Origin of the sequence: Brachybacterium saurashtrense (assembly GCF_003355475.1) — a bacterium.
GTDB lineage: Bacteria > Actinomycetota > Actinomycetes > Actinomycetales > Dermabacteraceae > Brachybacterium > Brachybacterium saurashtrense.
Map to the genome: position 1 here is coordinate 2,836,579 of NZ_CP031356.1, position 22,524 is coordinate 2,859,102.

General features: G+C 74.0%; 21 protein-coding genes. 3 read left to right on the forward strand and 18 right to left on the reverse strand.

The features are described from left to right. Positions 1-93: 93 nt before the first annotated feature. From DWV08_RS12715 to DWV08_RS12730, 4 genes are all read right to left on the reverse strand, one after another. Positions 94-693: a sarcosine oxidase subunit gamma gene (locus DWV08_RS12715; protein ID WP_420897507.1), complete on the reverse strand. Its 600-nt coding sequence runs from the start codon at positions 691-693 to the stop codon at positions 94-96. Between the two features lie 70 nt (positions 694-763). After that, positions 764-3,700, reverse strand: a complete 2,937-nt coding sequence (locus tag DWV08_RS12720) for an FAD-dependent oxidoreductase (protein WP_115414137.1) — start codon at positions 3,698-3,700, stop codon at positions 764-766. Then, positions 3,693-4,109, reverse strand: coding sequence for a sarcosine oxidase subunit delta (locus DWV08_RS12725; RefSeq protein ID WP_115414138.1), 417 nt, complete (start codon positions 4,107-4,109; stop codon positions 3,693-3,695). Before DWV08_RS12725 ends, DWV08_RS12720 begins: the two co-directional genes overlap by 8 nt. Positions 4,110-4,147: 38 nt before the next feature. Beyond that, complete coding sequence (locus DWV08_RS12730; RefSeq protein ID WP_115414139.1) at positions 4,148-5,365, reverse strand: sarcosine oxidase subunit beta family protein; 1,218 nt, start codon at positions 5,363-5,365, stop codon at positions 4,148-4,150. A gap of 190 nt (positions 5,366-5,555) precedes the next feature. On the opposite strand from DWV08_RS12730, the gene DWV08_RS12735 reads away from it, so the two are divergent. Further along, the gene (locus tag DWV08_RS12735; RefSeq protein WP_115414140.1) at positions 5,556-6,209 is read left to right on the forward strand and encodes a GntR family transcriptional regulator; all 654 of its coding nucleotides are present in this window, start codon (positions 5,556-5,558) and stop codon (positions 6,207-6,209) included. 27 nt (positions 6,210-6,236) lie between these two features. Here the strand turns inward: DWV08_RS12735 and DWV08_RS12740 are convergent, their stop codons facing one another. The 11 genes from DWV08_RS12740 to DWV08_RS12790 form a co-directional block, all read right to left on the reverse strand. After that, positions 6,237-7,076 (reverse strand): SDR family oxidoreductase, encoded by an 840-nt coding sequence (locus DWV08_RS12740; RefSeq protein WP_115414141.1) that lies wholly within the window; start codon positions 7,074-7,076, stop codon positions 6,237-6,239. Then, entirely contained in the window at positions 7,076-8,023 is a 948-nt protein-coding gene (locus DWV08_RS12745) for an ABC transporter substrate-binding protein (RefSeq protein WP_115414142.1), read from the reverse strand. The genes DWV08_RS12740 and DWV08_RS12745 overlap by 1 nt, the downstream gene beginning before the upstream one ends. Before the next feature lie 187 nt (positions 8,024-8,210). Next, a complete protein-coding gene (locus tag DWV08_RS12750) occupies positions 8,211-8,894 on the reverse strand; it encodes an ABC transporter permease (RefSeq protein ID WP_115414143.1) in 684 nt (227 codons plus the stop codon). After that, the gene (locus DWV08_RS12755; RefSeq protein ID WP_115414144.1) at positions 8,891-9,541 is read right to left on the reverse strand and encodes an ABC transporter permease; all 651 of its coding nucleotides are present in this window, start codon (positions 9,539-9,541) and stop codon (positions 8,891-8,893) included. Before DWV08_RS12755 ends, DWV08_RS12750 begins: the two co-directional genes overlap by 4 nt. After that, entirely contained in the window at positions 9,538-10,371 is an 834-nt protein-coding gene (locus DWV08_RS12760; protein ID WP_115414145.1) for an ABC transporter ATP-binding protein, read from the reverse strand. Before DWV08_RS12760 ends, DWV08_RS12755 begins: the two co-directional genes overlap by 4 nt. Before the next feature lie 148 nt (positions 10,372-10,519). Beyond that, positions 10,520-11,347, reverse strand: a complete 828-nt coding sequence (locus DWV08_RS12765) for a class II glutamine amidotransferase (RefSeq protein ID WP_115414146.1) — start codon at positions 11,345-11,347, stop codon at positions 10,520-10,522. 31 nt (positions 11,348-11,378) lie between these two features. Further along, a complete protein-coding gene (locus DWV08_RS12770; RefSeq protein WP_115414147.1) occupies positions 11,379-12,209 on the reverse strand; it encodes an amino acid ABC transporter permease in 831 nt (276 codons plus the stop codon). 49 nt (positions 12,210-12,258) lie between these two features. Next, entirely contained in the window at positions 12,259-12,957 is a 699-nt protein-coding gene (locus DWV08_RS12775; protein ID WP_115414148.1) for an amino acid ABC transporter permease, read from the reverse strand. 75 nt (positions 12,958-13,032) lie between these two features. Continuing rightward, entirely contained in the window at positions 13,033-14,013 is a 981-nt protein-coding gene (locus DWV08_RS12780; RefSeq protein ID WP_115414149.1) for a glutamate ABC transporter substrate-binding protein, read from the reverse strand. A gap of 142 nt (positions 14,014-14,155) precedes the next feature. Further along, the gene (locus DWV08_RS12785) at positions 14,156-14,914 is read right to left on the reverse strand and encodes an amino acid ABC transporter ATP-binding protein (protein ID WP_115414150.1); all 759 of its coding nucleotides are present in this window, start codon (positions 14,912-14,914) and stop codon (positions 14,156-14,158) included. A gap of 297 nt (positions 14,915-15,211) precedes the next feature. Further along, entirely contained in the window at positions 15,212-16,012 is an 801-nt protein-coding gene (locus tag DWV08_RS12790; protein ID WP_115414151.1) for a hydroxymethylpyrimidine/phosphomethylpyrimidine kinase, read from the reverse strand. A 232-nt stretch (positions 16,013-16,244) separates the two neighbouring features. On the opposite strand from DWV08_RS12790, the gene DWV08_RS12795 reads away from it, so the two are divergent. Beyond that, on the forward strand, positions 16,245-16,766 hold the full coding sequence (locus DWV08_RS12795) for a GtrA family protein (protein ID WP_241237236.1): 522 nt from the start codon (positions 16,245-16,247) through the stop codon (positions 16,764-16,766). 65 nt (positions 16,767-16,831) lie between these two features. On the opposite strand, the gene DWV08_RS12800 is transcribed toward DWV08_RS12795, so the two are convergent. Beyond that, positions 16,832-17,356, reverse strand: a complete 525-nt coding sequence (locus DWV08_RS12800) for an O-acetyl-ADP-ribose deacetylase (RefSeq protein WP_115414153.1) — start codon at positions 17,354-17,356, stop codon at positions 16,832-16,834. Positions 17,357-17,558: 202 nt separating this feature from the next. Between DWV08_RS12800 and DWV08_RS12805 the strand changes: the two genes are divergently transcribed. Continuing rightward, positions 17,559-18,839 (forward strand): aminotransferase class I/II-fold pyridoxal phosphate-dependent enzyme, encoded by a 1,281-nt coding sequence (locus tag DWV08_RS12805; protein ID WP_115414154.1) that lies wholly within the window; start codon positions 17,559-17,561, stop codon positions 18,837-18,839. A gap of 97 nt (positions 18,840-18,936) precedes the next feature. Here the strand turns inward: DWV08_RS12805 and DWV08_RS12810 are convergent, their stop codons facing one another. Both DWV08_RS12810 and DWV08_RS12815 read right to left on the reverse strand, forming a co-directional pair. Then, on the reverse strand, positions 18,937-20,109 hold the full coding sequence (locus DWV08_RS12810) for a hypothetical protein (RefSeq protein ID WP_162801572.1): 1,173 nt from the start codon (positions 20,107-20,109) through the stop codon (positions 18,937-18,939). 134 nt (positions 20,110-20,243) lie between these two features. Continuing rightward, a complete protein-coding gene (locus DWV08_RS12815) occupies positions 20,244-22,451 on the reverse strand; it encodes a 3-hydroxyacyl-CoA dehydrogenase NAD-binding domain-containing protein (RefSeq protein ID WP_115414155.1) in 2,208 nt (735 codons plus the stop codon). Between the last annotated feature and the right edge of the window lie 73 nt (positions 22,452-22,524).

Consider the following 22,524-nt stretch of genomic DNA (forward strand, 5'->3'; position numbering starts at 1 on the left):
CCCGGTCGGCCCCGCCCCACCGACGGCCCGCCTGCACACGCCGCGCCCGCCGACGGCCCACCGGCCGGCGCCGCGCCGGCCGGCGACCCGCGGTCAGGCGAACTGCGCCGGGCGCACCGAGCGGGCCGCGGACTCCTCCTCCGGGCAGGCGGAGCCGTACTCGGTCATGCCGTCGGCCAGCCAGCGCACCACGTGCTCGGCGAAGGAGGCGCGGGGCAGCACCCGCCAGGTCTCCTCGCCGCTGCGCATCAGCAGCACGGGGACGGTGCTCAGCAGCGTCGCCTCCGCCCTGCCCACGCCGAACACCCGGGGGCGGAGGTCCAGCGCCACGCTCTTGTCCAGCACCGCCCGTGCGCCGGGCCCCTTGAGCACCAGCACGGTGCGATTGGCGGAGAGGTCCACCGCCTGCCCGGGGAGGCCCTCGAGCGCGTCCTGGCAGGGGGTCGCGTCGCCGGGGCGCTGGCGGCGGGAGACGTCCACGGCGAGGAACTCGTCGGGCGCGAGCCGCAGCACGTGCAGGCCGTCGGGATCCCCGGTGACCTCGCCGTGGACGCCCGGCAGCGGCACGCCGAGCACGGTCTCGAGCGCGCGGGCGCTCGCGCTGCCGGGCGCGGCCCGCAGGCCGATCTGCACGGCGAACTCGTGCTCGTGCAGGGTCACGGCGCGGGGGCCGTCGGCCGCGGCGGCGGCCATGAGGTCGGTGAGATGGCGGGCGGGGGCCGCGCGCAGCGGCTCCAGGACGTCCAGTGCGGGGAGGGCGGATTCAGCCGTCACGGCGGGCTCCTTCGGGGTCGACGAGCACGGGAGAGGTGATGGTGAGGTCGATGATCCGGTCGCCCTGCGGGGAGCGGACGGTCTCGCCGAGGCGGCCCAGGCCGCCGTCGATCAGGGCGAGCGCGAAGGGCTGGTCGAGCTCGGCGGAGAGGTAGGAGGAGGAGACCCAGCCGATCATCGGCACCGGTCCCTCCTCCGGGGTGATCGGGGTGGTCGCCTCGACGATCTGGGCGCCCTCCTCGAGCCGCGTGCGGCCGTCCACGCTGAGCAGTCCCACCAGCTGCCGGCGGTCCTCGCGGCGGGTGTCCGGACGATCCAGGGACCGCTTGCCCACGAAGTCCTTCTTCTTCGCGCCGACCACCCAGGACATGTTCGCGTCGTGCGGGGTGATCGTGCCGTCGGTGTCCTGGCCCACGATGATCAGGCCCTTCTCGGCGCGCAGCACGTGCATGGTCTCGGTGCCGTACACGGTGATCCCGAACTCCGCGCCCGCGGCGTGCACCGCCTCCCACGCCGCACGGCCGTAGAAGGCCTCGACGTTGATCTCGAAGGCGAGCTCGCCGGAGAAGGAGATCCGCGGGATCCGGGCCGGGATGCCGCTGGCGAGCACGGTGTCGCGCACCTCCATGAAGCCGAACGCCTCCTGGGAGACGTCGAGGTGCGGCGCCACCTTCGCGATGACGTCGCGGGAGCGGGGGCCGGCGACGGTGATGGTGGTCCACTGCTCGGTCACCGAGGTCATGAACACGTCCAGCTCGGGCCACTCCGTCTGGTGCCACTCCTCGAGGTGGTCGAGCACCGCGGCGGCGCCCGAGGAGGTGGTGGTCATGAAGAAGTGGTCCTCGGCCAGGCGCAGCGTGACGCCGTCGTCCATGATCATCCCGTCGGGCCCGCACATCACGCCGTAGCGGCCCTTGCCCACGGGCACCTTGAGGAAGCCGTTGGTGTAGATGCGGTTGAGGAACTGTGCGGCGTCGGCGCCGCGGATCTCGATCTTGCCCAGGGTGGTGCCGTCCATCATGCCGACGGAGCCGCGCACGGCGGCGCACTCGCGCAGCACGGCCGCGTCCATGTCCTCGCCGTCCCGGGGGAAGTAGCGGGGGCGCTTCCACTGGCCCACGTCCTCCCACACGGCACCGTTCTCCAGGTGCCACTGGTGCACGGAGGTGATCCGGGCGGGATCGAACAGCTGCCCGCGCCGCCTGCCGGCCAGCGCCGCGAAGGAGACCGGCGCATACGGCGCCCGGTAGGTGGTGGTGCCGATGCCGCCCAGGTCCTCCTCCCCCAGCAGCACGCTCATCACGCCGATCGCGGCGACGCCGGAGGTCTTGCCCTGATCGGCGCCGGTGCTGATGGAGGTGTACCGCTTGACGTGCTCGACCGCGCGCATGCCCGCGCCGAGCGCCCGCAGCACGTCGCGCACGGACTGGTCGCGCTGGAGGTCGACGATGTGTTCGGTCCACCGCTCGGGATCCTCGCTCGCGCGGCCGACGGGGCCCGAGTCCGGGCTCGGCACCAGCCACAGCGGCCGTGCCGGCGCCGCGGGGGCCGACGGGTCGGCGTGCGGGATCCGGGCGGTGACGGGGTGCCCGGCGGCGGTCGCGGCGGCGGCCCCGGCCTGCGCGCCCTCGGCGAGCGCGGCGGCGAGATCCGCGGTGCCGCGCACGGCCCCGGCCAGGTGCTGGTCCTCGACCGACGGCACGGCGACGAAGGAGGTCAGCGCCTCGTCGTACTGGATCCGGCCCTGCCGCTGGGAGTGCAGGTGCACCAGCGGCGAGAGCCCGCCGGAGACGGCGAGGAGGTCCGCGGGAACGGTCTCGACCTCGCCCGCGATCTCGCCGTCGGCGTCCAGCGGCGCGATGTGTACGGCGGAGAGACGGCCGCGCTCCCCCTCCCCCTCGGTGTCCACCACGGCCCAGCCGAAGCGGGCGTCGACGCCGGTCGCCTCGCGCACCGCCGCCGCCCGGGCGGAGGGCTCGGGACGTGAGTCGAGCACGACGGGCAGGCGCACGCCCGCGTCGTGGAGGTCGGCCACGAGCTCCCAGGCGGAGTCGTTCGTGGTGAGCACCGCGACGTCCTCGCCAGCGGCGACGCCGTAGCGGTTCAGGTAGGTCTGCACGGCGGCGGCGAGCATCACGCCAGGGCGGTCGTTGTGGGCGAACACCACGGGGCGGTCCATGGCGCCGGGGGCGAGGACCACCTGCGCGGCGCGGAGGTGCCAGACCCGCTGGCGGGAGACGCCGGGCCGCTCCTCGTGGCCCAGGTGGTCGGTGCGCTTCTGCAGGCCCACCAGGTAGTTCGCGTCGTAGCTGCCCACCACGGTGGTGCGCTCGAGCACCGCGACGTCCTCGGTGCGGCGCAGCCCGGCGACGGTGCCGTCGGCCCAGTCCATGGCGTCCTGGCCGTCGATGCTCAGGCCGCGGGAGGAGAGCAGCGAGCCGCCGGCGAGCGGCTGCTCGTCCAGCAGCATCACCCGGGCGCCGGAGCGGGCGGCCTCGCGGGCGGCGGCGAGCCCGGCGGGGCCGGCGCCGACGACGAGCACGTCGGTATGGACGTGCATGTGGTCGTAGCAGGCGCGGTCCTCGCGCGGGTCGAGGGTGCCGAGCCCGCTGAGCAGGCTCGCCTCGAGCCCGTCGACGGCCTCGACGGCGGTGGCGGGGAGCATCGACTCGTCGGTGCCGTGCTCGCGCCGGTCGTGCACGGTGAGCAGGGCGTTCGGCTCCTCGAGGCCGGCGGCCGCGAGGCCGCGGGGCCGGCGCAGGTAGATCGACGGCGCCACCACGAGACGGCCCGCGGCGAGCAGGGCGCTGGCGACGGTGTCCCCGGCGACGGCGGGCAGCGTCTCGCCGTCCACCGTCATGGTCAGCGGCCGGGCGGGGTCGATGCCGTGGGCGGGGCCGCGGCGGGGGGTCTGGGTCTCAGGCATGGTGGTCCTCGTTCCCGGGGAGTGCGTCGGCGGCGGAGTCGTCGGCGAGGGAGCCGTCCGTGCGGCCCTCGGTGGTGGCCGCGGCGGCGAAGAGGTCCGGATCGGCGGCGTCGGCCGGGAGCGGGGGCTCCTCCGGCGGTGCGGGGCGCGGCGCGCCCATCGGGTAGGTGCGCTCGAAGCGATAGGTGCGGGTGTCGCGCAGGGCGTTGAACCACTTGCGGCAGCCGGCGGCGTGCTGCCAGCGCTCGGCGAGGACGCCCTTGGTGTTGGCGCGGTAGAAGAGGTAGTGGGCCCATTCGCGGTCGCTCAGCGAGGCGGGGTCCTCGGGGTAGGGCACGTGGGCCTCCCCGCCGTAGTGGAACTCGACCTCGTTGCGGGGGCCGCAGTGGGGGCAGTCGATGAGGAGCATGGGTGGCCTCCTGGGGCGTGGCGGGGCGGGGAGCGCGATCAGTGGGCGACGCCGGCGGCGCCGTGCTCGTCGATGAGGTGGCCGGTCTCGAAGCGCTCGAGGCCGAAGGGCCGGTTGATCTCGTGCGGAGTGTCGGTGGCGACGGTGTGGGCGAGGGCGAGGCCCGCCCCCGGCGTGGCCTTGAAGCCGCCGGTGCCCCAGCCGCAGTTCACGTAGAGCTGGTCCACCTCGGTCCTCGAGATGATCGGGGAGGCGTCCGCGGTGACGTCCACGATCCCGCCCCAGGTGCGCAGCACGTGCGCGCGGGCGAAGATCGGGAACAGCTCCACGGCGGCGGCGAGCTGGTCCTCGATGACGTGGAAGGCGCCGCGCTGCCCATAGCCGTTGTACTGGTCCACGCCGGCTCCCATCACCAGCTCGCCCTTGTGCGCCTGGGAGACGTACACGTGCACGTGGTTGCTCATCACGACGGCGGGATGGACGGGCTCGAACAGCTCGCTCACCAGCGCCTGCAACGGCCGGGACTGGACGGGCAGGCGCACCCCGGCGCTCTCGGAGACCTCGGTGGAGTGGCCGGCCGCGGCGAGGGCCACCTTCCCGGCGCGGATCCGGCCGCGGGTGGTCTCCACCCCGACGGCGCGACCGTTCTCCACGATCACCTCGGTCACCTCGCAGTTCTGGATGATGTGCACGCCCAGCTGATCCGCCTTGCGCGCCAACGCCCAGGCCACGTGATCGTGCTTGGCGATGCCGGCCCGAGGCTGGTAGGTGGCGCCGTGCACGGGGTACCGGATGTCCTGGGAGATGTTGAGGATCGGCACCACCTCCTTGACCTGCTGCGGGTCCAGCCACTCGGCGTCCACGCCGTTGAGGCGGTTGGCGTTGACGCGGCGCACGGAGCCGCGCACGTCCCCGAGGGTGTGGTCGAGGTTGAGCACGCCGCGCTGGCTGAACAGGAAGTCGTACTCGAGCTCCTCGGGCAGCTGCTCCCACAGCTTCAGCGAGGCCTCGTAGATCGCCGCGGACTCGTCCCAGAGGTAGTTCGAGCGGATGATCGTGGTGTTGCGGGCCATGTTCCCGCCGGCCAGCCAGCCCCGCTCGAGCACGGCGACGTTCGTGATGCCGTACCGGGAGGCGAGGTAGTAGGCGGCGGCGAGGCCGTGCCCGCCGCCGCCCACGATCACCACGTCGTAGCCGGCGGCCGGCTCGGGCGAGTGCCACAGGAAGTCCGGGTGCTCGGGGAGGAGGTCGGCCATGGGGGTCCCTTCGGCGTGGGGCCGGGTGCTCCCTACGGGAGCCGGCGCGGAGGACGGCGTGTCGACCAGTCGACGATGACTGATATATCACTCATCACTCACAGTAGGGTGGGCCTCGGAGGGTGTCAACCAGCCTCCGCGATCCCGCCTCGTCGGGCGTCGCCCGTCCGCCACCCGCCCAGGAGGAGCCATGACCGCCGCTGCCGCCGGCTCGCTCGCCGAGCAGGCCTATCTGGCCCTGCGCGACCACCTGATCATGCTCGAGATCGCGCCCGGCGAGCCGCTCCAGGAGGGCCGTATCGCCGAGGAGCTCGGCGTGGGGCGCACGCCCGTGCGGGAGGCGATCAAGCGCCTCGAGCTCGACCACCTCGTGGTCACCTATCCGCGCCGCGGCACCTTCGCCACCGCGGTGGACATCACCGCGCTCGCAGCGATCACCCAGGTGCGCGCCGCCCTCGAGCCGGTGGCGGTGCGGGCGGCCAGCGCCAACCGGGACCCGTCGGCGCGCGCGGCCCTCGAGGAGGCCGCCCGCTCCCTCGCCGCGCTCGAGGGGACGCCCGACGGGCCCGCGCCGCGCCAGGCGCTGCAGGTGGACGTCGACGTGCACCGCGCGATCTACCGCAGCTGCGGGAACATCTACCTGGCCGAGACGCTGCTGCGCCTGGACAACCTCTCCACCCGCATCTGGTGCGTGGCGATGCACCGCCTGCCCGGCCTCACGGCGCACGTCACCGAGCTGCGGGAGATGCTCGAGGCCACGCTCGCAGGGGACGCGGACCGCGCCGCCGCCCTGATCTCCCAGCACGTCGCCGAGTTCGAGTCCTCGATCCGCGCCGTGCTCTGAGCGCCGCGGGCCCCGTCTGACCGCCGCTCACAGCGGGGCGGCGACCGTCTCCTCGAGCGTGCGCGGGGCACGGCCCAGCACCTCGGCCACGCCGTCGCCCACCACGTCCAGCTCGCCGTCGCGGATCGCGGTGTAGGTGCTGATCCACGCCTCGACCTGCCACTCCGGGGCGCCGTAGGGGGCGCGGGAGGCGCGGGCCTCCGCCATCGTCTCGTCGACGTACTCGTACTCCTCGCCGCGGGCGCGGGTCATGAGCAGCGCGGCCTCGGCGAGGCTCACGGCGACGGGGCCGGTGAGATCGAGGACCCGCCCGGCGTACGGCGCCGGGTCCCGCAGGATCCGTGCGGCGACCTCGGCCACGTCGCGGCGGGCCACGAAGGCGCAGCGACCGGTGCCGCCCGGGCCGCGGATCACCCGGTCATCCCCGGCGAAGTCCAGCAGCACGTCGGCGTAGAAGCTGTCGCGCAGCGCCGTCCAGGCCGGCCCGGCGTCGCGCAGCATCTCCTCGGTCGCCGCGTGATCGCGGGCGAGGGTGAAGGCCGCGTCCACGGAGGCGCCGAGGAACGACGTGTACACCACGTGCCCCACCTCCGCCGCCGCCAGGGCCGCGATCGCGGTGCGGTGCTGGTCGAGACGGTCCGCGGCCTCCCCGGCGGAGACCAGCAGCACGGCATCGGCCCCCGTGAAGGCCTCGCGGCAGGCCTCCGCGTCGTCGAAGGAGGCCAGGGCCGTCTCCGCACCCTCGAGGCGGGGAAGGCGTGCCGCGCTGCGGCCCACGAGGCGCAGCGTGATCCCGGGGATGCCGTGGAGCAGCCGGGCCACCTCCCCGCCGATCCTCCCGCTCGCCCCGGTGACCGCGATCCGCATCAGACCAGGCCCTTCTCCGTGAGCCAGGCGGAGGCGATGTCCGCGCTGCTGGACTGGTCCACCACGCTCTGACGGTTCAGCTCCACCAGATCGTCGGCGCTGAGCTGGGCGATGACCCCGTCGATCAGGGAGGCGGCCGCCTCGTCGATCCGCTCCGAGACCACCGGCACCACGTTCTGGGGCAGGATCATCGACTCGGGATCCTCGAGCACCACCAGGTCGTTCTCGGCGATGGTGGGATCGGCGGTGTAGATGTCGGCCAGCTGCACGTCCCCGTCCAGCAGCGCCTGCACCGTGAGCGGGCCGCCGGAGTCCTCCACGGGGACCACGGTGACGTCCACGCCGTAGATCTCCTTCGCGCCGTCCGGGCCGTAGGGGCGCACCTCGAACTCGCTGTTCGCGGCGATGGTGAGATCCTCGTCCACCCCGGCGAGGTCGCCGATCGTGGTGAGGGAGTGGGTGGAGGCGAACTCGGAGGTGGTGGTGTACGAGTCCTGATCGGAGGCCTCGGCGAAGGAGAGCACGCGCAGCCCGTCCGGCAGCGCCTCCGAGAGCGCGCTGCTGATCTCCTCGGGGCTCGCGGAGGCGGCCTCGGAGTCATAGTGCTGAAGCAGGTTCCCGAGGTACTCGGGCAGCAGGTCCAGCCCGCCGGACTCGAGCTCCGGCATGTACACCTCGCGCTGTCCGATCTGGAACTGACGGTCCACGGTGCGACCATCCGCCTCCAGCACCTGGGCGAACAGCTCGGCGATGATCTCGTTGGAGTAGTAGGCCTGGGAGCCGATGGCGAGGGTGCCGCCGCCGGCCCCGCCGCCGTCGGAGCCGCCGGAGCCGCTGCCGTCACCCTCCTCGAAGGGGTCGGAGCTGCCGCAGGCGGCGGCGGTGAGGGCGAGCGAGCCGGCGCCGACGGCGCCGAGCAGGTGGCGGCGGGTGGAGTGGATGCTCATGAGGGATCTCCTGGGATGCGAGTGGGACGGACGGACAGGGGGCCGACGGGATCGCGCGCGGGGCGCGCCCGGGCGGGCGGGGCCGGCACGAGTGGGGCCGTCGCGGGCAGGGCCGACACGCGCGGGGCCGGCCCGGGCGGGGCCGGCACGAGCAGGGCCGTCGCGGGCGTGGCCGTCGCGGGCGGGCTCATGCCGCGATCACCCCGCGCGGGGCGGTGAGGCGCTGGATCAGCAGCAGCGCGAGGTCGAGCACGAGGGCGAGCGCGATCACCAGCAGCGAGCCGGCGATCATCTGCGGGTAGTCCTGCGAGCCGAGGCCCTGGAAGATGTACCGGCCCAGACCGCCGTTGCCCACGTAGGCGGCGAGCATCGCGGTGGAGACCACCTGCACGGTCGCGCCGCGGAACCCGCCCACCAGCAGCGGCATGCCCAGCGGGATCTCCACTCGGGTGAGGATCTGCCACTCGGTCATGCCCTGGGCGCGGGCGGCGTCGACGGTGGCCGGATCCGCGGCCTCCACCGCGGAGTACGCCCCGGCCAGCAGCGACGGCACCGCCAGGATCACGAAGGAGAGCAGCGGGGCGGTGAGCCCGATGCCGATGAGCAGCGCGAACAGCGTGACCAGGCCCAGGGTGGGCAGGGCGCGGGCCATCCCGGCGGCCGCCACGGCCAGGCTCTTGAAGCGCCCGGTGTGGCCCACGTAGAGGCCGAGCGGGATCGCGATCAGCGCGGCCACGGCCACGCCCAGCACCGTGTAGCCGAGGTGCTCGGCGGTGCGGGCGGGGATCCCCGCCGCCCCGGTCCAGCGGGACGGGTCCGCCAGCCACTGCAGGGCCAGCGCGAAGGGGCTCTGGGCGCCGGACTCGTTCATGCCCGCCTCCCCTCGGGGCCGCGGGTCCAGGGCATCAGCACCCGGCCCAGCAGCACCAGCAACAGGTCGATGAGGAGGGCGAGCGCGGCGGTGACCACCACGCCGGCGGCCACCTCGGCCACGATCCCGCGCCGCACCCCGTCCACGAACAGCATCCCCAGGCTGGGCACGCCCAGCACGCCGCCCACGGTGACCAGGGAGATCGTGCTCACGGCCACCACCCGCACCCCGCCCAGCAGCACGGGGCCGGCCAGCGGCAGCTCCACCGCGAGGAAGCGGGCGGCGGGGGCGTAGCCCTGCGCGGTGGCGGAGCCCAGCACGTCGCGGCTCACCGAGCGGAAGCCGTCCGCCGCGGTGGGGACCATCAGGGCGAGCCCGTAGAGGGTGAGGGCGATGATGATGTTCGCGGGGCTGCGCACCCCGGTGCCCACCAGGCCGGGAAGCAGCACGAACAGCGGCAGCGAGGGGATTGCGTACATCAGCCCCGAGGTGGTGGTCACGCCGGTGCGCAGCCAGCCGCGGGTGGTGGCGAGCTTGGCCAGCGGGAGCGAGAGCACGAAGGCGAGCAGGATCGGAGGCAGCGCCTGCACCAGGTGCGCGCCGGTGTACCCGGCGATCACGTCCAGGTTGGCGAGGACCCAGCTCACGGCCGGTCCGCCTCGGGCGCGGCCGCGAGCACCCCGGCGGCGCGCCCGTCGGCGTCCACCACCACGTCGCGGCCGTCCACCTGCTCGACGTGCAGGGTGCGGGCGCCGCGGTCCGCGCCCACGAAGCTCGCCACGAAGTCGTCGGCCGGGGCGGCGAGGATCTCCTGCGGGGTGCCCACCTGCGCGATCCGACCGCCGGGGCGGAGGATCACCACGCGGTCGCCGATGCGGAACGCCTCGTCGATGTCGTGGGTGACGAACACGATCGTCTTGCGCAGCTCGTGCTGCAGGCGCTGCAGCTCGCCCTGCAGCTCGGCGCGCACGATCGGGTCCACCGCCCCGAAGGGCTCGTCCATCAGCAGGATGTTGGGATCGGCGGCGAGGCCGCGGGCCACGCCCACCCGCTGCTGCTGCCCGCCCGAGAGCTGGGAGGGGTAGCGCGCGGCGAGCTCCGCGTCCAGGCCCACCGTCTCCATCAGCGTTCGGGCGCGCTCGCGCGCCTCGCCCTTCGCGGTGCCGCGCAGCACGGGCACGGTGGTGATGTTGTCCAGCACGGTGCGGTGCGGGAGCAGCCCCGAGGCCTGCATGACGTAGCCGATCGAGCGGCGCAGCCGCACCGGATCCATGCCGGCCACGTCCTCGCCGTCGATCGTGACCCGCCCGGAGGTGGGGTCCACCATGCGGTTGATCATCCGCATCAGGGTGGTCTTGCCGGAGCCGGAGGTGCCCACCAGCGCCACCGCCTCGTGCGAGGCGATCTCGAGGGTGAAGTCCTCCACGGCCAGGGTGCCGCCAAAGTACTCCTTGCGGACGTTCTCGAAACCGATCACGGGGCCTCCCCGGGCAGTGGGTCCGACGAGCTGTCACTGCCGGAGCCTCCACCCTACAGAGAACGACCGACGGGGCGAGGGCGGCCGGCCACGCGGCGCCCGGTCACGGCACCGATGCAGCGCGGGCGGGAGTCGGTGCGCGGCGCGCTCAGCGCTGCGACAGGGCCGGTGCCGGATGCCGCTCCACCCGCAGGGTGCCCTGGTGCACGGTGAGCGCCGCCCCCTGCGCGAGGGTCTCGAACCCCGGCTGCGGGTAGCCCGTCGAGGAGACCAGCACACGATCGTGATCCGCACGCCACCGCAGGTCGTACACCTCGACCGGCTGGTCGGCCGGGGCCTGGGCGGGATCGTGCTGCGCGTAGGCCACGAGGGTGCCCGGCGTGGTGAGCAGGCAGTTCAGCGACTCCGGCGGGCGGCCGAACAGCTCCTGGGTGAGCGCGGTCAGCTCGGCGGCGGCGTGCTGGATCGCCGCCGCCCAGTCCGGGCGCCCCTCACGGGCCGGCAGCTCGCGGGACCAGGCGGTGATCAGGGAGAAGAACAGCTCGGAGTCGGTGGTGCCGGCCGGGGTGCGACCGCCGCGGGCGAGGAGCCGCTCCCGCAACACGGCGGAGAGGTCGAACTGGCCGTTGTGGCTGAAGGTGACGCCCTGTTCCACGAAGGGGTGGGTGTTCGCGAGCTCGAGCGCGAGGCCCACGCTGGCGCGGCGCAGATGCACCGCCACCACCTCGCCGCGCGCCTCCGCGACCGCCCGGCCGTAGGCGCCCGAGGCACGCGCGGTGTCCGTGCCGCGCCGCACCAGCGGGAGGTCCGGGGCGGGCTGGTCGTCCCCGTCGGCCCCCGTGCCCGGCGGGTACGAGGCCACGCCCCAGCCGTCCTTGTGCCGTTCCGAGAGGGCTGTGAACAGGGGAAGCTCCGCGGGGACGGTCTCGGTGAGCGGCAGCGCACCGCGGGAGACGACGCCGAGCAGACGGCACATGTGGAGTGACCTTCCGAGGAGGGGTGAGCGCTCAGCTCGCGGCCGCGCGGGCCTTCATGCGGGCGTCGAGCGCGAGCGCGATGCGGGTGAGCACCAGGTTGATGACGATGTAGATCGCGGAGACCACGAGGTAGGTCTGCACCAGGTAGCGGGTGATGGAGACCAGGGTCTTGCCCTGGAACTGCAGCTCGTTGAAGCTCACCACGTAGCCGAGGGTGGAGTCCTTCAGCAGGCTCACCAGGGCCAGGATCAGGCTGGGCAGCACCAGGCGCACCGCCTGCGGCAGCACCACGTGCACCAGCGCGTCCCGCCGGCCCAGACCGATCGCGGCCGCCGCCTCGTGCTGCCCCTTGTCCACCGCGTTGATCCCGGCGCGGAACACCTCCGCGGTGGAGGCGCTGGAGACCAGGATCATCGGGATCACGAGCATCCAGAAGCGCGGGAAGGTCACCCCGAAAGCCGGCAGGGCCAGCAGGAACGCGTACACCACCAGCAGCATCGGGATGCCGCGGAAGAACTCGATCCAGGTCACCGCCACCGCCTTCAGCAGGGTGAACCGCGACAGGCGGGCCAGCGCGAGCAGCAGCCCGAAGGGGAAGGCCACCACGGCGGCGAGCGCCGTGACCTTCAGCGTCCCCCACAGGCCCTGACCGAGGAAGGCGATGTAGTCCGCGCGCAGGTACACCACCCACTTGCCGGGATCCAGCTGCCCGTTGGCGTGGAACTGCCACAGCGCGCCCGCCAGCACCGCGAGGATCGCCGCCACCGAGAGGATCGACAGCAGCAGGATGCGGCGCCGCCCCTTGGGGCCCGGCGCGTCGAAGAGGACCTGGGTGGCGGTGGCGGAAGAAGTGGTGCTCATGCGCGCATCTCCTCCCGCTCGTTCCTCGCAGTTCGTCGACCCGCGGGGCTCATGCCTGGGCTCCTGCCGCGACGTCGAGCGCGGCGCGGGTGTCGCCGCGGCGGGGCCGGCCCGGCGCCACCGCCCGCTCGATCACGCCGCCCAGCGCCGCTCCGCCCAGGGACAGCACCAGGTAGACGGCGCCGGCGATGAGGAACATCAGCACCGCCTGCGCATAGCGGATGTTCAGCGTCTGCGTCACCCAGGTGACCTCCTGCACGGCGATCGCGGAGCACAGGGCCGAGCCGATCACCGTCCCGATGAACACGTTCACCAGCGGCTGCACCATCGAGCGGAACGCCTGCGGCAGCACCACGAAGCGGAGCGTGCCGAAGAACCCCAGCCCGATCGAGCGCGCCGCCTCCGCGTGCCCCAGCGGCACCGTGTTGATGCCCGAGCGCACGTTCTCGCACACGAACGCCGCCGAGGAGAGCGTGAGCCCCAGCACCCCGCACCAGAAGTACGGCAGCAGCAGGCCCACGTCCGGCAGGCCGAAGGCGATGAGGATCAGCAGGCTCAGCAGCGGGATGTTGCGGAAGATCTCGACGTACACCGTGGCCGCGCCGCGCAGGGGCGGGATCGGGCTCACCCGCGCCACGGCCAGCACCGTGCCGAGGATCAGCGCGAAGGTGTAGCCGAGCAGCGTGAGCGCGATCGTGGTGCCCACGCCCTGCAGCAGCAGGGGGATGTTCTCGCGGATGGCGTCCATCGGGTGCCTCTCGGTGCGATCGGGGGACGGCGGCCGACGGGGTGCGCGGCGGGGCGCGCCCCGTCGGCCGACCCGTCAGACGGGCAGCTCGCCGGGGATGGGCGGCTCGGGGGCGTCCCCGTCGACGACCTGGCCGATGCTCGCCGCCCACAGCGTCTCCCAGGAGCCGGAGTCGATGATCTCCTGCAGGAAGGTGTTGACGAAGTCGAGGGCGCCCTCGGCGTCCTTGGCCAGGCCCACGCCGTAGGGGTCGTCCACGAAGGGCTCGCCCACCACGACCACCTCGGGATCCGCGGCGGAGTTGCCCAGCAGCACGCCCTGGTCGAGCACGTAGGCGTCGGCCCGGCCCTGCTTGAGCGCGGCGACGCAGGACTCGTTGTCGGGGAGGGTCTGGACGTCGCCGGGATCGGTGACGTTGTCCTCGATGGCCTGGATGCCGGTGGAGTTGGCCTGGGTGACGAGATTCAGGCCGGTGAGGTCCTCGGGGCCGGCGATGTCGCCCGCGTCCTCGGCGCGCACCTGGATCGCGGTGCCGGAGAGGTAGTACGGGCCGGCGAAGTCGATCACCTCGAGCCGCTCGGGGGTGATCGAGTAGGTCGCGATGACGCAGTCCACGGTGCCGTTCTGCACCATGGTCTCGCGGGTCTCGACGGTGGTGTCGATGTACTCCACCTTCTCCTCGCCGCCCTCGCCCAGGATGTACTTGGCCAGCAGCTGGGTGATGCCGGCGTCGAAGCCGGTGGGCTGCCCGCCGCTGGTGGAGGCGAGGGAGAACACCTGGTTGGCGACGGTGCCGCCGCGGATCAGCTGGTCCTTGTCCTTGATCGCCTGGGCCCAGGGGCTCGCGGCGATCGCGTCCTCCGCGGCGACGGGACCGGCGGCGAGGGCCTCGGCCAGGGGCGAGTCCTGCGCGTCGCCGTCCCCGGAGTCGCCGGAGTCACCGAGGTCGGGGCCGTCGCCCGTCTCGGAGGAGCAGGCGGCGAGGCCGACGAGCGGCAGGGCGGCCGCGGCGGCGACCACGGCGCGGCGGCCGGGGCGGAAGCTGGTGGGGGTCATGGGTCTCTCCGTTGTCTCGTGCCGCTCCGGGTGGGAGCGGAGGGTCGGGGCGGTCGATCCGCGCCGGGTGCGCGGGTCGGGTCGGGGGCGGCGGGGACGGGCTGCCGCGGGACGGGTCGGCGGGGTCGGTCAGCGGGGTCGGTCAGTGGGCGAGGATCTTGCTGAGGAAGGCCTTGGCCCGGTCGCTGCGCGGGGCGGTGAAGAACTCCTCCGGCTCGCCCTGCTCCACGATCTCGCCCTGGTCCATGTAGACCACGCGGTCGCACACGTGCCGGGCGAAGCCCATCTCGTGGGTGACCACGAGCATCGTCATGCCCTGCTCGGCGAGCTCGGTCATGACGTCGAGCACCTCGTTGATCACCTCGGGGTCGAGCGCGGAGGTGGGCTCGTCGAACAGCAGCGCCTTGGGCTTCATGGCCAGAGCGCGGGCGATCGCGACGCGCTGCTGCTGGCCGCCGGAGAGCGCCGTGGGCAGGGAGTTCGCCTTGTCCGCGAGACCCACCCGCTCCAGCAGCTCGCGGGCCTGCTGCTCCGCCTCGGCCTTCGGCACGCCCCGCACCCGGCGCGGGCCGAGGGTGACGTTGTCGATCGCCTTGAGGTGGGGGAACAGGTTGAAGCTCTGGAACACCATGCCCACGTCGGCGCGGAGGCGGGTGAGCTCCCTGCCCTCCTCGGGCAGGCGCTCCCCGTCGATCGTGATCTCGCCGGAGGTGATCGTCTCCAGGCGGTTCAGGCAGCGGCACAGGGTGGACTTCCCGGAGCCGGAGGCGCCGATCAGCGCCACCACCTCACCGCGGTGGATGTCCAGGTCGATGTTCTTCAGCGCCTGGAAGTCGCCGAAGAACTTGTCGACGCCCCGGGCGGAGATGAGGGCCTCCCCGATGGCCTTGTGCTCGTCCATGCCCCTGAGAATGCGCCGCGGATCGACGCCTGTCCACATCCCGGCACCGCCGCCCACATGTCGGAACGCATTCGTGACCGTGCGTCATAGTCCGCCACAGGGCATGCGCCGGAGCGCGCCGGCCGCTCTCTCCCGGGACCACACGGAACCTCCCGTCCCCCTGCCGAACGGTCGTGTGCGGCTCTGGTCCCGCTCGGGAACAGAGCCGCACACGACCGTCGCGTCACCGACGGTATGGGGTGCGGACTCGGTGCGTCCGACCGCCCCCCGGGGCCCGTCGCGCCCCGGCGCCCGGGCTCAGGCCTGGTAGGCGCCCTGGTAGACGGCGTCGAAGGGCGTCGCGCCGGGCTGGCGGTTCTCGATCGCGCTGGTGACCACGGCCTTGGCGGTGCGGGCGGCCTCGAGCGGGGTGGCGCCCTTGGCGAGCTCCGCGGTGATGGCGGCGGCGACGGTGCACCCGGCGCCGGAGACGCGGTGCTCCCCGATCTTGGGGCTGCGCAGCTCGACGGTCTGCTCGCCGTCGTGGAGCACGTCCACGGCGTCCTCGCCCTCGAGCACCACCCCGCCCTTGGCCAGCACGATCACGTCGTAGGTGTCGTGGATGCGGCGCGCCGCCTCGGCGAGGTCCTCCACGCTCTCGATGGCGTCCATGCCGGAGAGGGTGAGCGCCTCGAAGTGGTTGGGGGTGACGAAGGTGGCCAGCGGCAGGATCTTCTCCTTGAGCGCGTTGTCGGTGTCCAGCGCCGCGCCGGGCTCCTGCCCCTTGCAGATCAGCACCGGGTCCAGCACCACGTTCGTGAACGAGCGCTCGGCGAGCGAGGCCGCGACGGTGTCGATGGTGGTGGGGGTGCCGAGCATGCCGATCTTCACCGTGTCGATCCGGTGCACGGCGGTGGTCGCCTCGATCTGGTCGGCGATCACCTGCGGGTCCACGGGCACGAAGCGGTGCGCCCAGTCGTTCTGCGGGTCGAAGGAGACGATGCAGGTCAGGGCGGCGGTGCCGAAGGTGCCGAGCTGGTGGAACGTCTTGAGGTCGGTCTGCGCCCCGGCTCCTCCGGTGGTCTCGGAGCCGGCGATGGTGAGGGCGACGTGCGTCATGGGGGCCTTCCTTGGTGGTGTCCGTGCCGGGCCGCGCGGTCCCGGCCTCGTCGGTGCGGGCCGACGGGGCCGCCGCGGCGGCGGTGACCGGGCGCTCCCAGGGCCGGGACCTCGCAGGTCCGTCGGCCCGTCGCCTCGGCCGGGCCGCGCGCTCCCAGGCCCCGGTGCGCGGTGCATCGGTCCGTCGCAGCGGCCGGGGGCCGATCCTATCGGCTCGGGTACAGTGCCGTGCGTGCTGACGCCGAACTCGACGACGCAGGACGGCCCGGCCGCCTCCCCCGGGTCGCGCCCGACCCTGCGCGACCGCACCGCCGGCCTGCTCGCGGAACATCTGCGGCCGACGACGACGTTCCTGCTGGTGGGCGGCGTGGTGTTCCTGCTGGATGCCGCGATGTACAACCTGCTGGTGTTCTGGTCGCCGGGCGAGGGCTGGGGCACCGGGCTGATGCACACCACCCCGCTGCTGGCGAAGCTGCTCACCATCGCCGCGGCCTCGTGCCTCACCTACCTGGGCAACAGGTTCCTCACCTTCGGGGACCGACCGCGGCCGCACACCGCCCGCTCGATCGTCATGTTCCTGCTGGTGAACCTCATCGCGGCCGGGCTGCAGCTCTCGTGCCTAGGCTTCTCGCGGTACGTGCTGGGGCTGGACTCGGTGCTGGCGGACAACATCTCCGGCACCCTGATCGGGCAGGTGGTCTCGACCTCGTTCCGGTACGTCACCTACGGGCGGTTCGTGTTCCCGAAGCGCTGAGCCGCGCGGGCCGCGCGGGCCAGGGTGTCCCGTCGACCCGGGCCCGCGCGCCCACCCGTCGGCGTCTACGCCGTCCCCGCCCAGCGGCGGAACGCCTGCTCGGCCTCCGCGCCGAAGGGCACGAACACCACCTCGTCGATCGCCCCGGCGAGCTCCGCCTCGCACGCCCGGACGGTCTGCACCGCGATCCGGGCGGCATCGTCCATCGGCCAGCCGTACACCCCGGCCGAGATCGCGGGGAAGGCCACGCTGCGGGCCCCCACCCGTGCCGCCTCGCGCAGGCTCTCGCGGTAGCAGGAGGCGAGGGTCGCCGAGCGGTCCTCGCGTGCGGAGTGCACCGGTCCCACCGTGTGGATCACCCAGCGGGCGGGGAGGCGGCCGGCGGTGGTGGCGACGGCCTGCCCGGCGGGGAGCCCGTCCGGCAGCTCCCCCGCGCGCAGCGCCCGGCAGGCGGCGAGGATCTCCGGCCCGCCGGCTCGGTGGATCGCGCCGTCCACGCCGCCCCCGCCCAGCAGGCCCGAGTTGGCGGCGTTCACGACGGCGTCGGCGCGCTCCCGGGTGATGTCCCCTGGTCGAACGATGATCTCCATGCCTGCTCCTGCGTCCGCTCCGCGCGGCGCCGCGCCGCGCTCCGTCCACGGTAGCCCTCCCCGACTGGCCGCACGCTCCCCCGCACGGCCCGCGCAGCGCTCCCCTGGGCCGCCCGGCCCCGGCGCTCCCCTGTACCGCCCGCGCCGCGCCCTGCTGGGCCGCCCGGCCCCGGGCCCGGTGCTCTCTGTCAGACTCGGGGCCATGACGATCTCCGGCCCCTGGACCCGCGCCACCGCCGCCGCCGGCCTGATGAGGAACGGCCAGGCCCTGCCCACCGTGTTCGCCCGGATGTCGGCGCTCGCGCTCCAGCACGGGGCGCTGAACCTCGGGCAGGGCTTCCCGGACGACGCCCCGCCCGCCGCCGTGGCCGAGGCCGCGATCGAGGCGATCCGGCAGGGCCGCAACCAGTACCCGCCCGGGGCCGGGGAGGCCGTGCTGCGGGAGGCGATCGCCGCGCACCAGTCCCACTGGTACGGCCTGGACTGGGACCCGGCCACCGAGGTGCTGGTGAGCACGGGCGCCACCGAGGCGCTGGCGGCGAGCATCCTGGCCCTGGTGGAGCCGGGCGACGAGGTGATCACGCTCGAGCCGTTCTACGACCAGTACGCGGCGATCATCGCCCTGGCCGGGGGCGTGCACCGCACCGTCCCGCTGGTGCCCCGCTCCCCCGGCGGGCCCGACACCGCCGCAGGGACCGGCACCGCCGCAGGGACCGCCGCCGGCCGGTCCGACGGGGACCTCGAGCTCGTGGTGGACGAGCAGGCGCTGCGCGCGGCCTTCTCCGAGCGCACCCGCGTGGTGCTGGTGAACACCCCGCACAACCCCACGGGGCTGATGCTGTCCGAGGCCACGCTGCGGGCGGTGGTCGAGGAGGCGCAGCGCCATGACGCCCTGATCGTCACCGACGAGGTGTACGAGCACCTCGCCTTCGCCGGGGAGCACCGCCCGATCGCGGCGCTCCCCGGCGCCCGGGACCGCACGATCTCGATCTCCTCGGCAGGCAAGACCTTCTCCGTGACCGGCTGGAAGATCGGCTGGATCACGGCGCGGCAGGAGCTGCTCACGGCGCTCACCGGGGTGAAGCAGTGGCTCACCTATTCCTCCGGCGCCCCGTTCCAGCCGGCGGTCGCGGCGGGGCTGGCGCTGCCGGATACCGCGTTCGCGGAGCTGGCCGCGGATCTTCGGGCTCGGCGGGACCTGCTCACGGACGGCCTGCGCGAGATCGGGTTCCGCGTGAGCGTGCCGGAGGCGGGGTACTTCACGGTCGCCGATGCCGGCCCACTCGGGGAGCCCGACGCGGACGCCCTCGCCGAGCGCCTGCCGCAGGAGGCGGGCGTGGTGGCGATCCCGCTGACGGCCTTCTACCGCGGCGGCGAGGCCGGAGAGGCGAACGGCTTCCTGCGCATGGCGTTCTGCAAGGACCGCGCCACCCTCGAGCAGGCGCTCGAGAAGCTCGACGCCTGGGCGGCGCCGCGGCGCTGACACGACGGCCCGCTGCACCGACGAGGAGGCCCCGACCCGCGTGCGCGGGTCGGGGCCTCCTCCGTGCGGCCGCGGCTCCTCCGAGCCGCCGGCGGGATCAGCCGACGGCGACCCAGACGGGCTCGCTGCTGAAGTTGAACAGCACGTCCACCTGGAGCATGCCCACCTCGACGCGGTCCTTCGGCACGATGATGCCCACGTCGTACTCGACGCTGCCGCCGTCGTGCAGGGTCCCGGCGTCCCAGGCGCTGTTCGGGGTGACGGCGCCCTCGTCGCTGTAAGTGTTGCCCTCGGCCACGTACTCGACCGTCAGGGCGAGGAACGGCTCCGCGGTCCCGTCGCCGTGGTAGGTGAGCTCCACGGGGACGAGGATGTAGGTCTCGTCGTCCTCGGGCTCGGTGTTGAACTCGTTGGTGTCCATGACCGCACCGGTGGCGTCCCAGTTCACCTCGCCGATGGTGACATCGAGGGTGCCGCCCTCGCCGTCCTCCAGGGTGAAGGTCTCCCCGACCGCGTAGGGGGCGTCCTGCGTGCCGGCGCCCTCGCCGCCCGAGCCCTCCGACTCCTCCTCGGTGGGCTCCTCGGACTCCTCCGTGGCCTCCTCGGTGGTGGCCTCGTCGGTGGGCTCCTCGGACTCCTCCGTGGTCTCCTCGGCGGTGGTCTCCTCCTGGGAGGTGGTGGCCCCGCCGCCGGAGGTGGGCTCGTCGCCGCCGCGGGTGAGCAGGAAGATGCCGCCGCCCACGATCACCAGCAGCAGCGCGAGCACCGCGCAGCCGGCGCAGATGAGGATCGGGACCTTCTTGGACTTCTTCGGCTCGCCGCCCTGCGGGACGACGCCCGGAGTGCCGGCAGCGCCGAAGGCCGGGGCGAACCCGGGCTGGTCCTGGCCATAGCCGCCGGCGTTCGGGGACGGCTGGCCGTAGCCCGGCTGCTGCCCGTACGCGCCCGCGTTCGGGGAGGCCTGCCCGTAGCCGGGCTGCTCGGCGCTGGGCTGGCCGAATCCCTGCTGGTCATAGCCCTGCTGACCGAAGCCCTGCTGGTCGTATCCCTGCTGGCCGAACGCCTGCTGGTCATGGCCGGGCTGCTCCTGCCCGCCGCCCGGCTGGCCGTAGTCGGACTGCTGGCCGTAGCCCTGCGGGTCCGCGGACTGCTGGCCGTAGCCCTGCGGGTCAGCGGACTGCTGGCCGTAGCCCTGCGGGTCCGCGGACTGCTGGCCGTACGGGTCGTCGGACGGGTTCTGGCCCCATCCGTTCTGCGGTGGCTGCGACATGATCTTCTCCGGCGCACGGGACGGCGCCGTCCCCTCTCTCCTGGCCGGACCTGCTTCGACGAGCCTCCGGGGCCCGTGGGCCCATCGTACGGGCCTCCCAGGTGCCGTCCAGCCTGTCCCGGATCGCTATCCGGTCACGAACCGTCCCGCCCGGTGAACATCTCCCCGTGGAAGGTGCGGCCGGTCGCGCGCTGCGAGGCGCCGGAGGCGTCGAGGTAGGGGGTGATGCCGCCGCGGTGGCGGGGGAACCCGGCGCCGAGGATCAGCGCGAGGTCCACCTGCTCCGGCCGCTCCACCACGCCGGTCTCGAGCATCAGTGCGATCTCCTCGGCGAGGCCGTCCTGCACCGTCTCCAGCAGCGCGTCGCCCACGGGTGCCGCGCCGCCGTCGGCCGCGTCGGCGCCGAAGGTCTCGCCCACCGTGGGCGAGACCGGCGGGTGCACCGCGGTCTTCGTGCGCTCGGTGAAGTGCGCCTTCTTCTGCGCCATCGCGGTGAGTCCGGGCGAGGCGTGGAAGCGGTCGCCGAGCTCGCCGGTGAGCACCTGGCCCACGTGGTCGGCCACGGCCAGGCCCACCAGGTCCAGCAGCGCGAAGGGCCGCATCGGCATGCCCATCGGGTCCAGGGAGGCGTCCACCTCGGCGGGGTCCGCGCCCGCGTCCACGGAGGCGAGCACGGCGCCGAGCACCCGGAACAGCAGCCGATTGACGATGAAGCCGGGGGCGTCGGCGCTGCGCACGGCGAACTTGCGCAGGCGGCGCACCACCTCGAGGCCGGTGGCGAGGGTCTGCTCGTCCGTGGCCTCGGTGTGGATCACCTCCACCAGCGGCATCTTCGCGACGGGGTTGAAGAAGTGCAGTCCCACCACCCGCTCGGGGTGGGCGAGATCCTCGGCCATCCGCGCCACGGAGAGGGAGGACGTGTTGGTGACCAGCAGGGCGTCCTCGGCGAGCACGCCCTCCAGCTCCGCGAACACGGACTTCTTGATCGCGAGCACCTCGGGCACCGCCTCGAGCACGAGGTCGCAGCCGGCCAGCTCCTGCAGATCGGTGGTGGCGGAGAGGTTCGCGGCCACCGCCTGTGCGCTCGCCTCGTCGAGCGCGCCGCGGGCGGCGGCCTGCGCGACCACGTCCCGGGCGGCGGCGAGGCCCTTGGCGGCGATGTCCTCGTCGAGGTCGCGCATCACGACGGGCACCTGCAGGCCCAGCGCGAGCTGGGCCGCGATCTGCGAGGCCATGAGCCCGGCGCCCGCCACGCCCACGCGGCGGATCTCGCGGGTGCCCTCCACCGGGGCGCGGCCGGGCTTGCCGCGGCGCAGCAGCTCGGCGGAGTACATGGAGGCGGCGGCGCTGTCGCCGCGCACCAGCTCGGCGAGCGCCTCGGCCTCGCGGGCGAGGGCGTCGGCGAGGGTGGAGCCGGGCAGCGCCTGCAGCAGCGCGAGCGCGCGGCCGACGGCGGGGGCGCCCTGCGCCTCGAGCCGTGCGGCCCAGGCGCGGCGGGTCTCCACGCCGTGGGGGGCGTCGAGGGCGTCCAGCAGGGCCTCGGCCTCGGGGGTGTCGGCAGCGGGGAGCGGCGCCTCGCGCCCCACCCAGGCGCCGGGCGCGCCGGCGGGCGCCTCGGCGGCGGTGGCGGCGAGGGCCGGGTCCACCACGTCGGCGTCGTCCTCGTCGAGGTCGGCGTGGGCGGCGACCAGCGCGGCGAACTGGTCCAGCGCGGCGTCGAGGTCCTCGGCGAGCTCGTCCACCAGACCGGTCTCGAGCGCCTGCTCGGCGGTGAGCTGACGGTCCCGGGCCGGGTCCTCGAGGATCATCCGCACCGCGGCCTCGGGGCCGACGACCGACTGCAGCAGCGTGGTGCCGCCCCAGCCGGGCAGGATCCCCAGCGAGGTCTCGGGCATGCCCAGCCCGCGCACGCCGGGGGCGGCGGTGCGCACATCGGCCATGAGCGCCACCTCGAGGCCGCCGCCGAGCGCGACGCCGTTCAGATGGGCGAGCAGCGGGACCGGGCTGGTGCGCACCCGCACCTGCAGGGCGTGGGCGGCGCGGGTCATCTCCTCCACGTTCTCCACCGCGGTGGGATCGGCGAACATCGACAGGTCCGCGCCGGCGAGGAAGGCGCGCCCGGTGCCGGTGAGCGCGATCGCGCCGAGCTCCCCGGCCTCGGCGCGGTCCAGGGCGGCGCCGATCGCGCCGGTGACGTTCGCGAGGGAGCGGGGGCCCAGGGTGGCGGGGCGGCGCTCCTCCCCCTCCGGCGGGGCGAAGGTCAGCACGGCCACGGTGCCGAGCCCGGGGTGCTCGCGGTCCTCGGTGAGGACTCGGGTGACGTGCTCGGTGTAGCTGCTCATCAGGGACCTTTCGCGATCTCGTCGTCGAGGGCTGTCGGCGTCCGCGCAGTTGTCTGATACCGCGGGTTTCAAA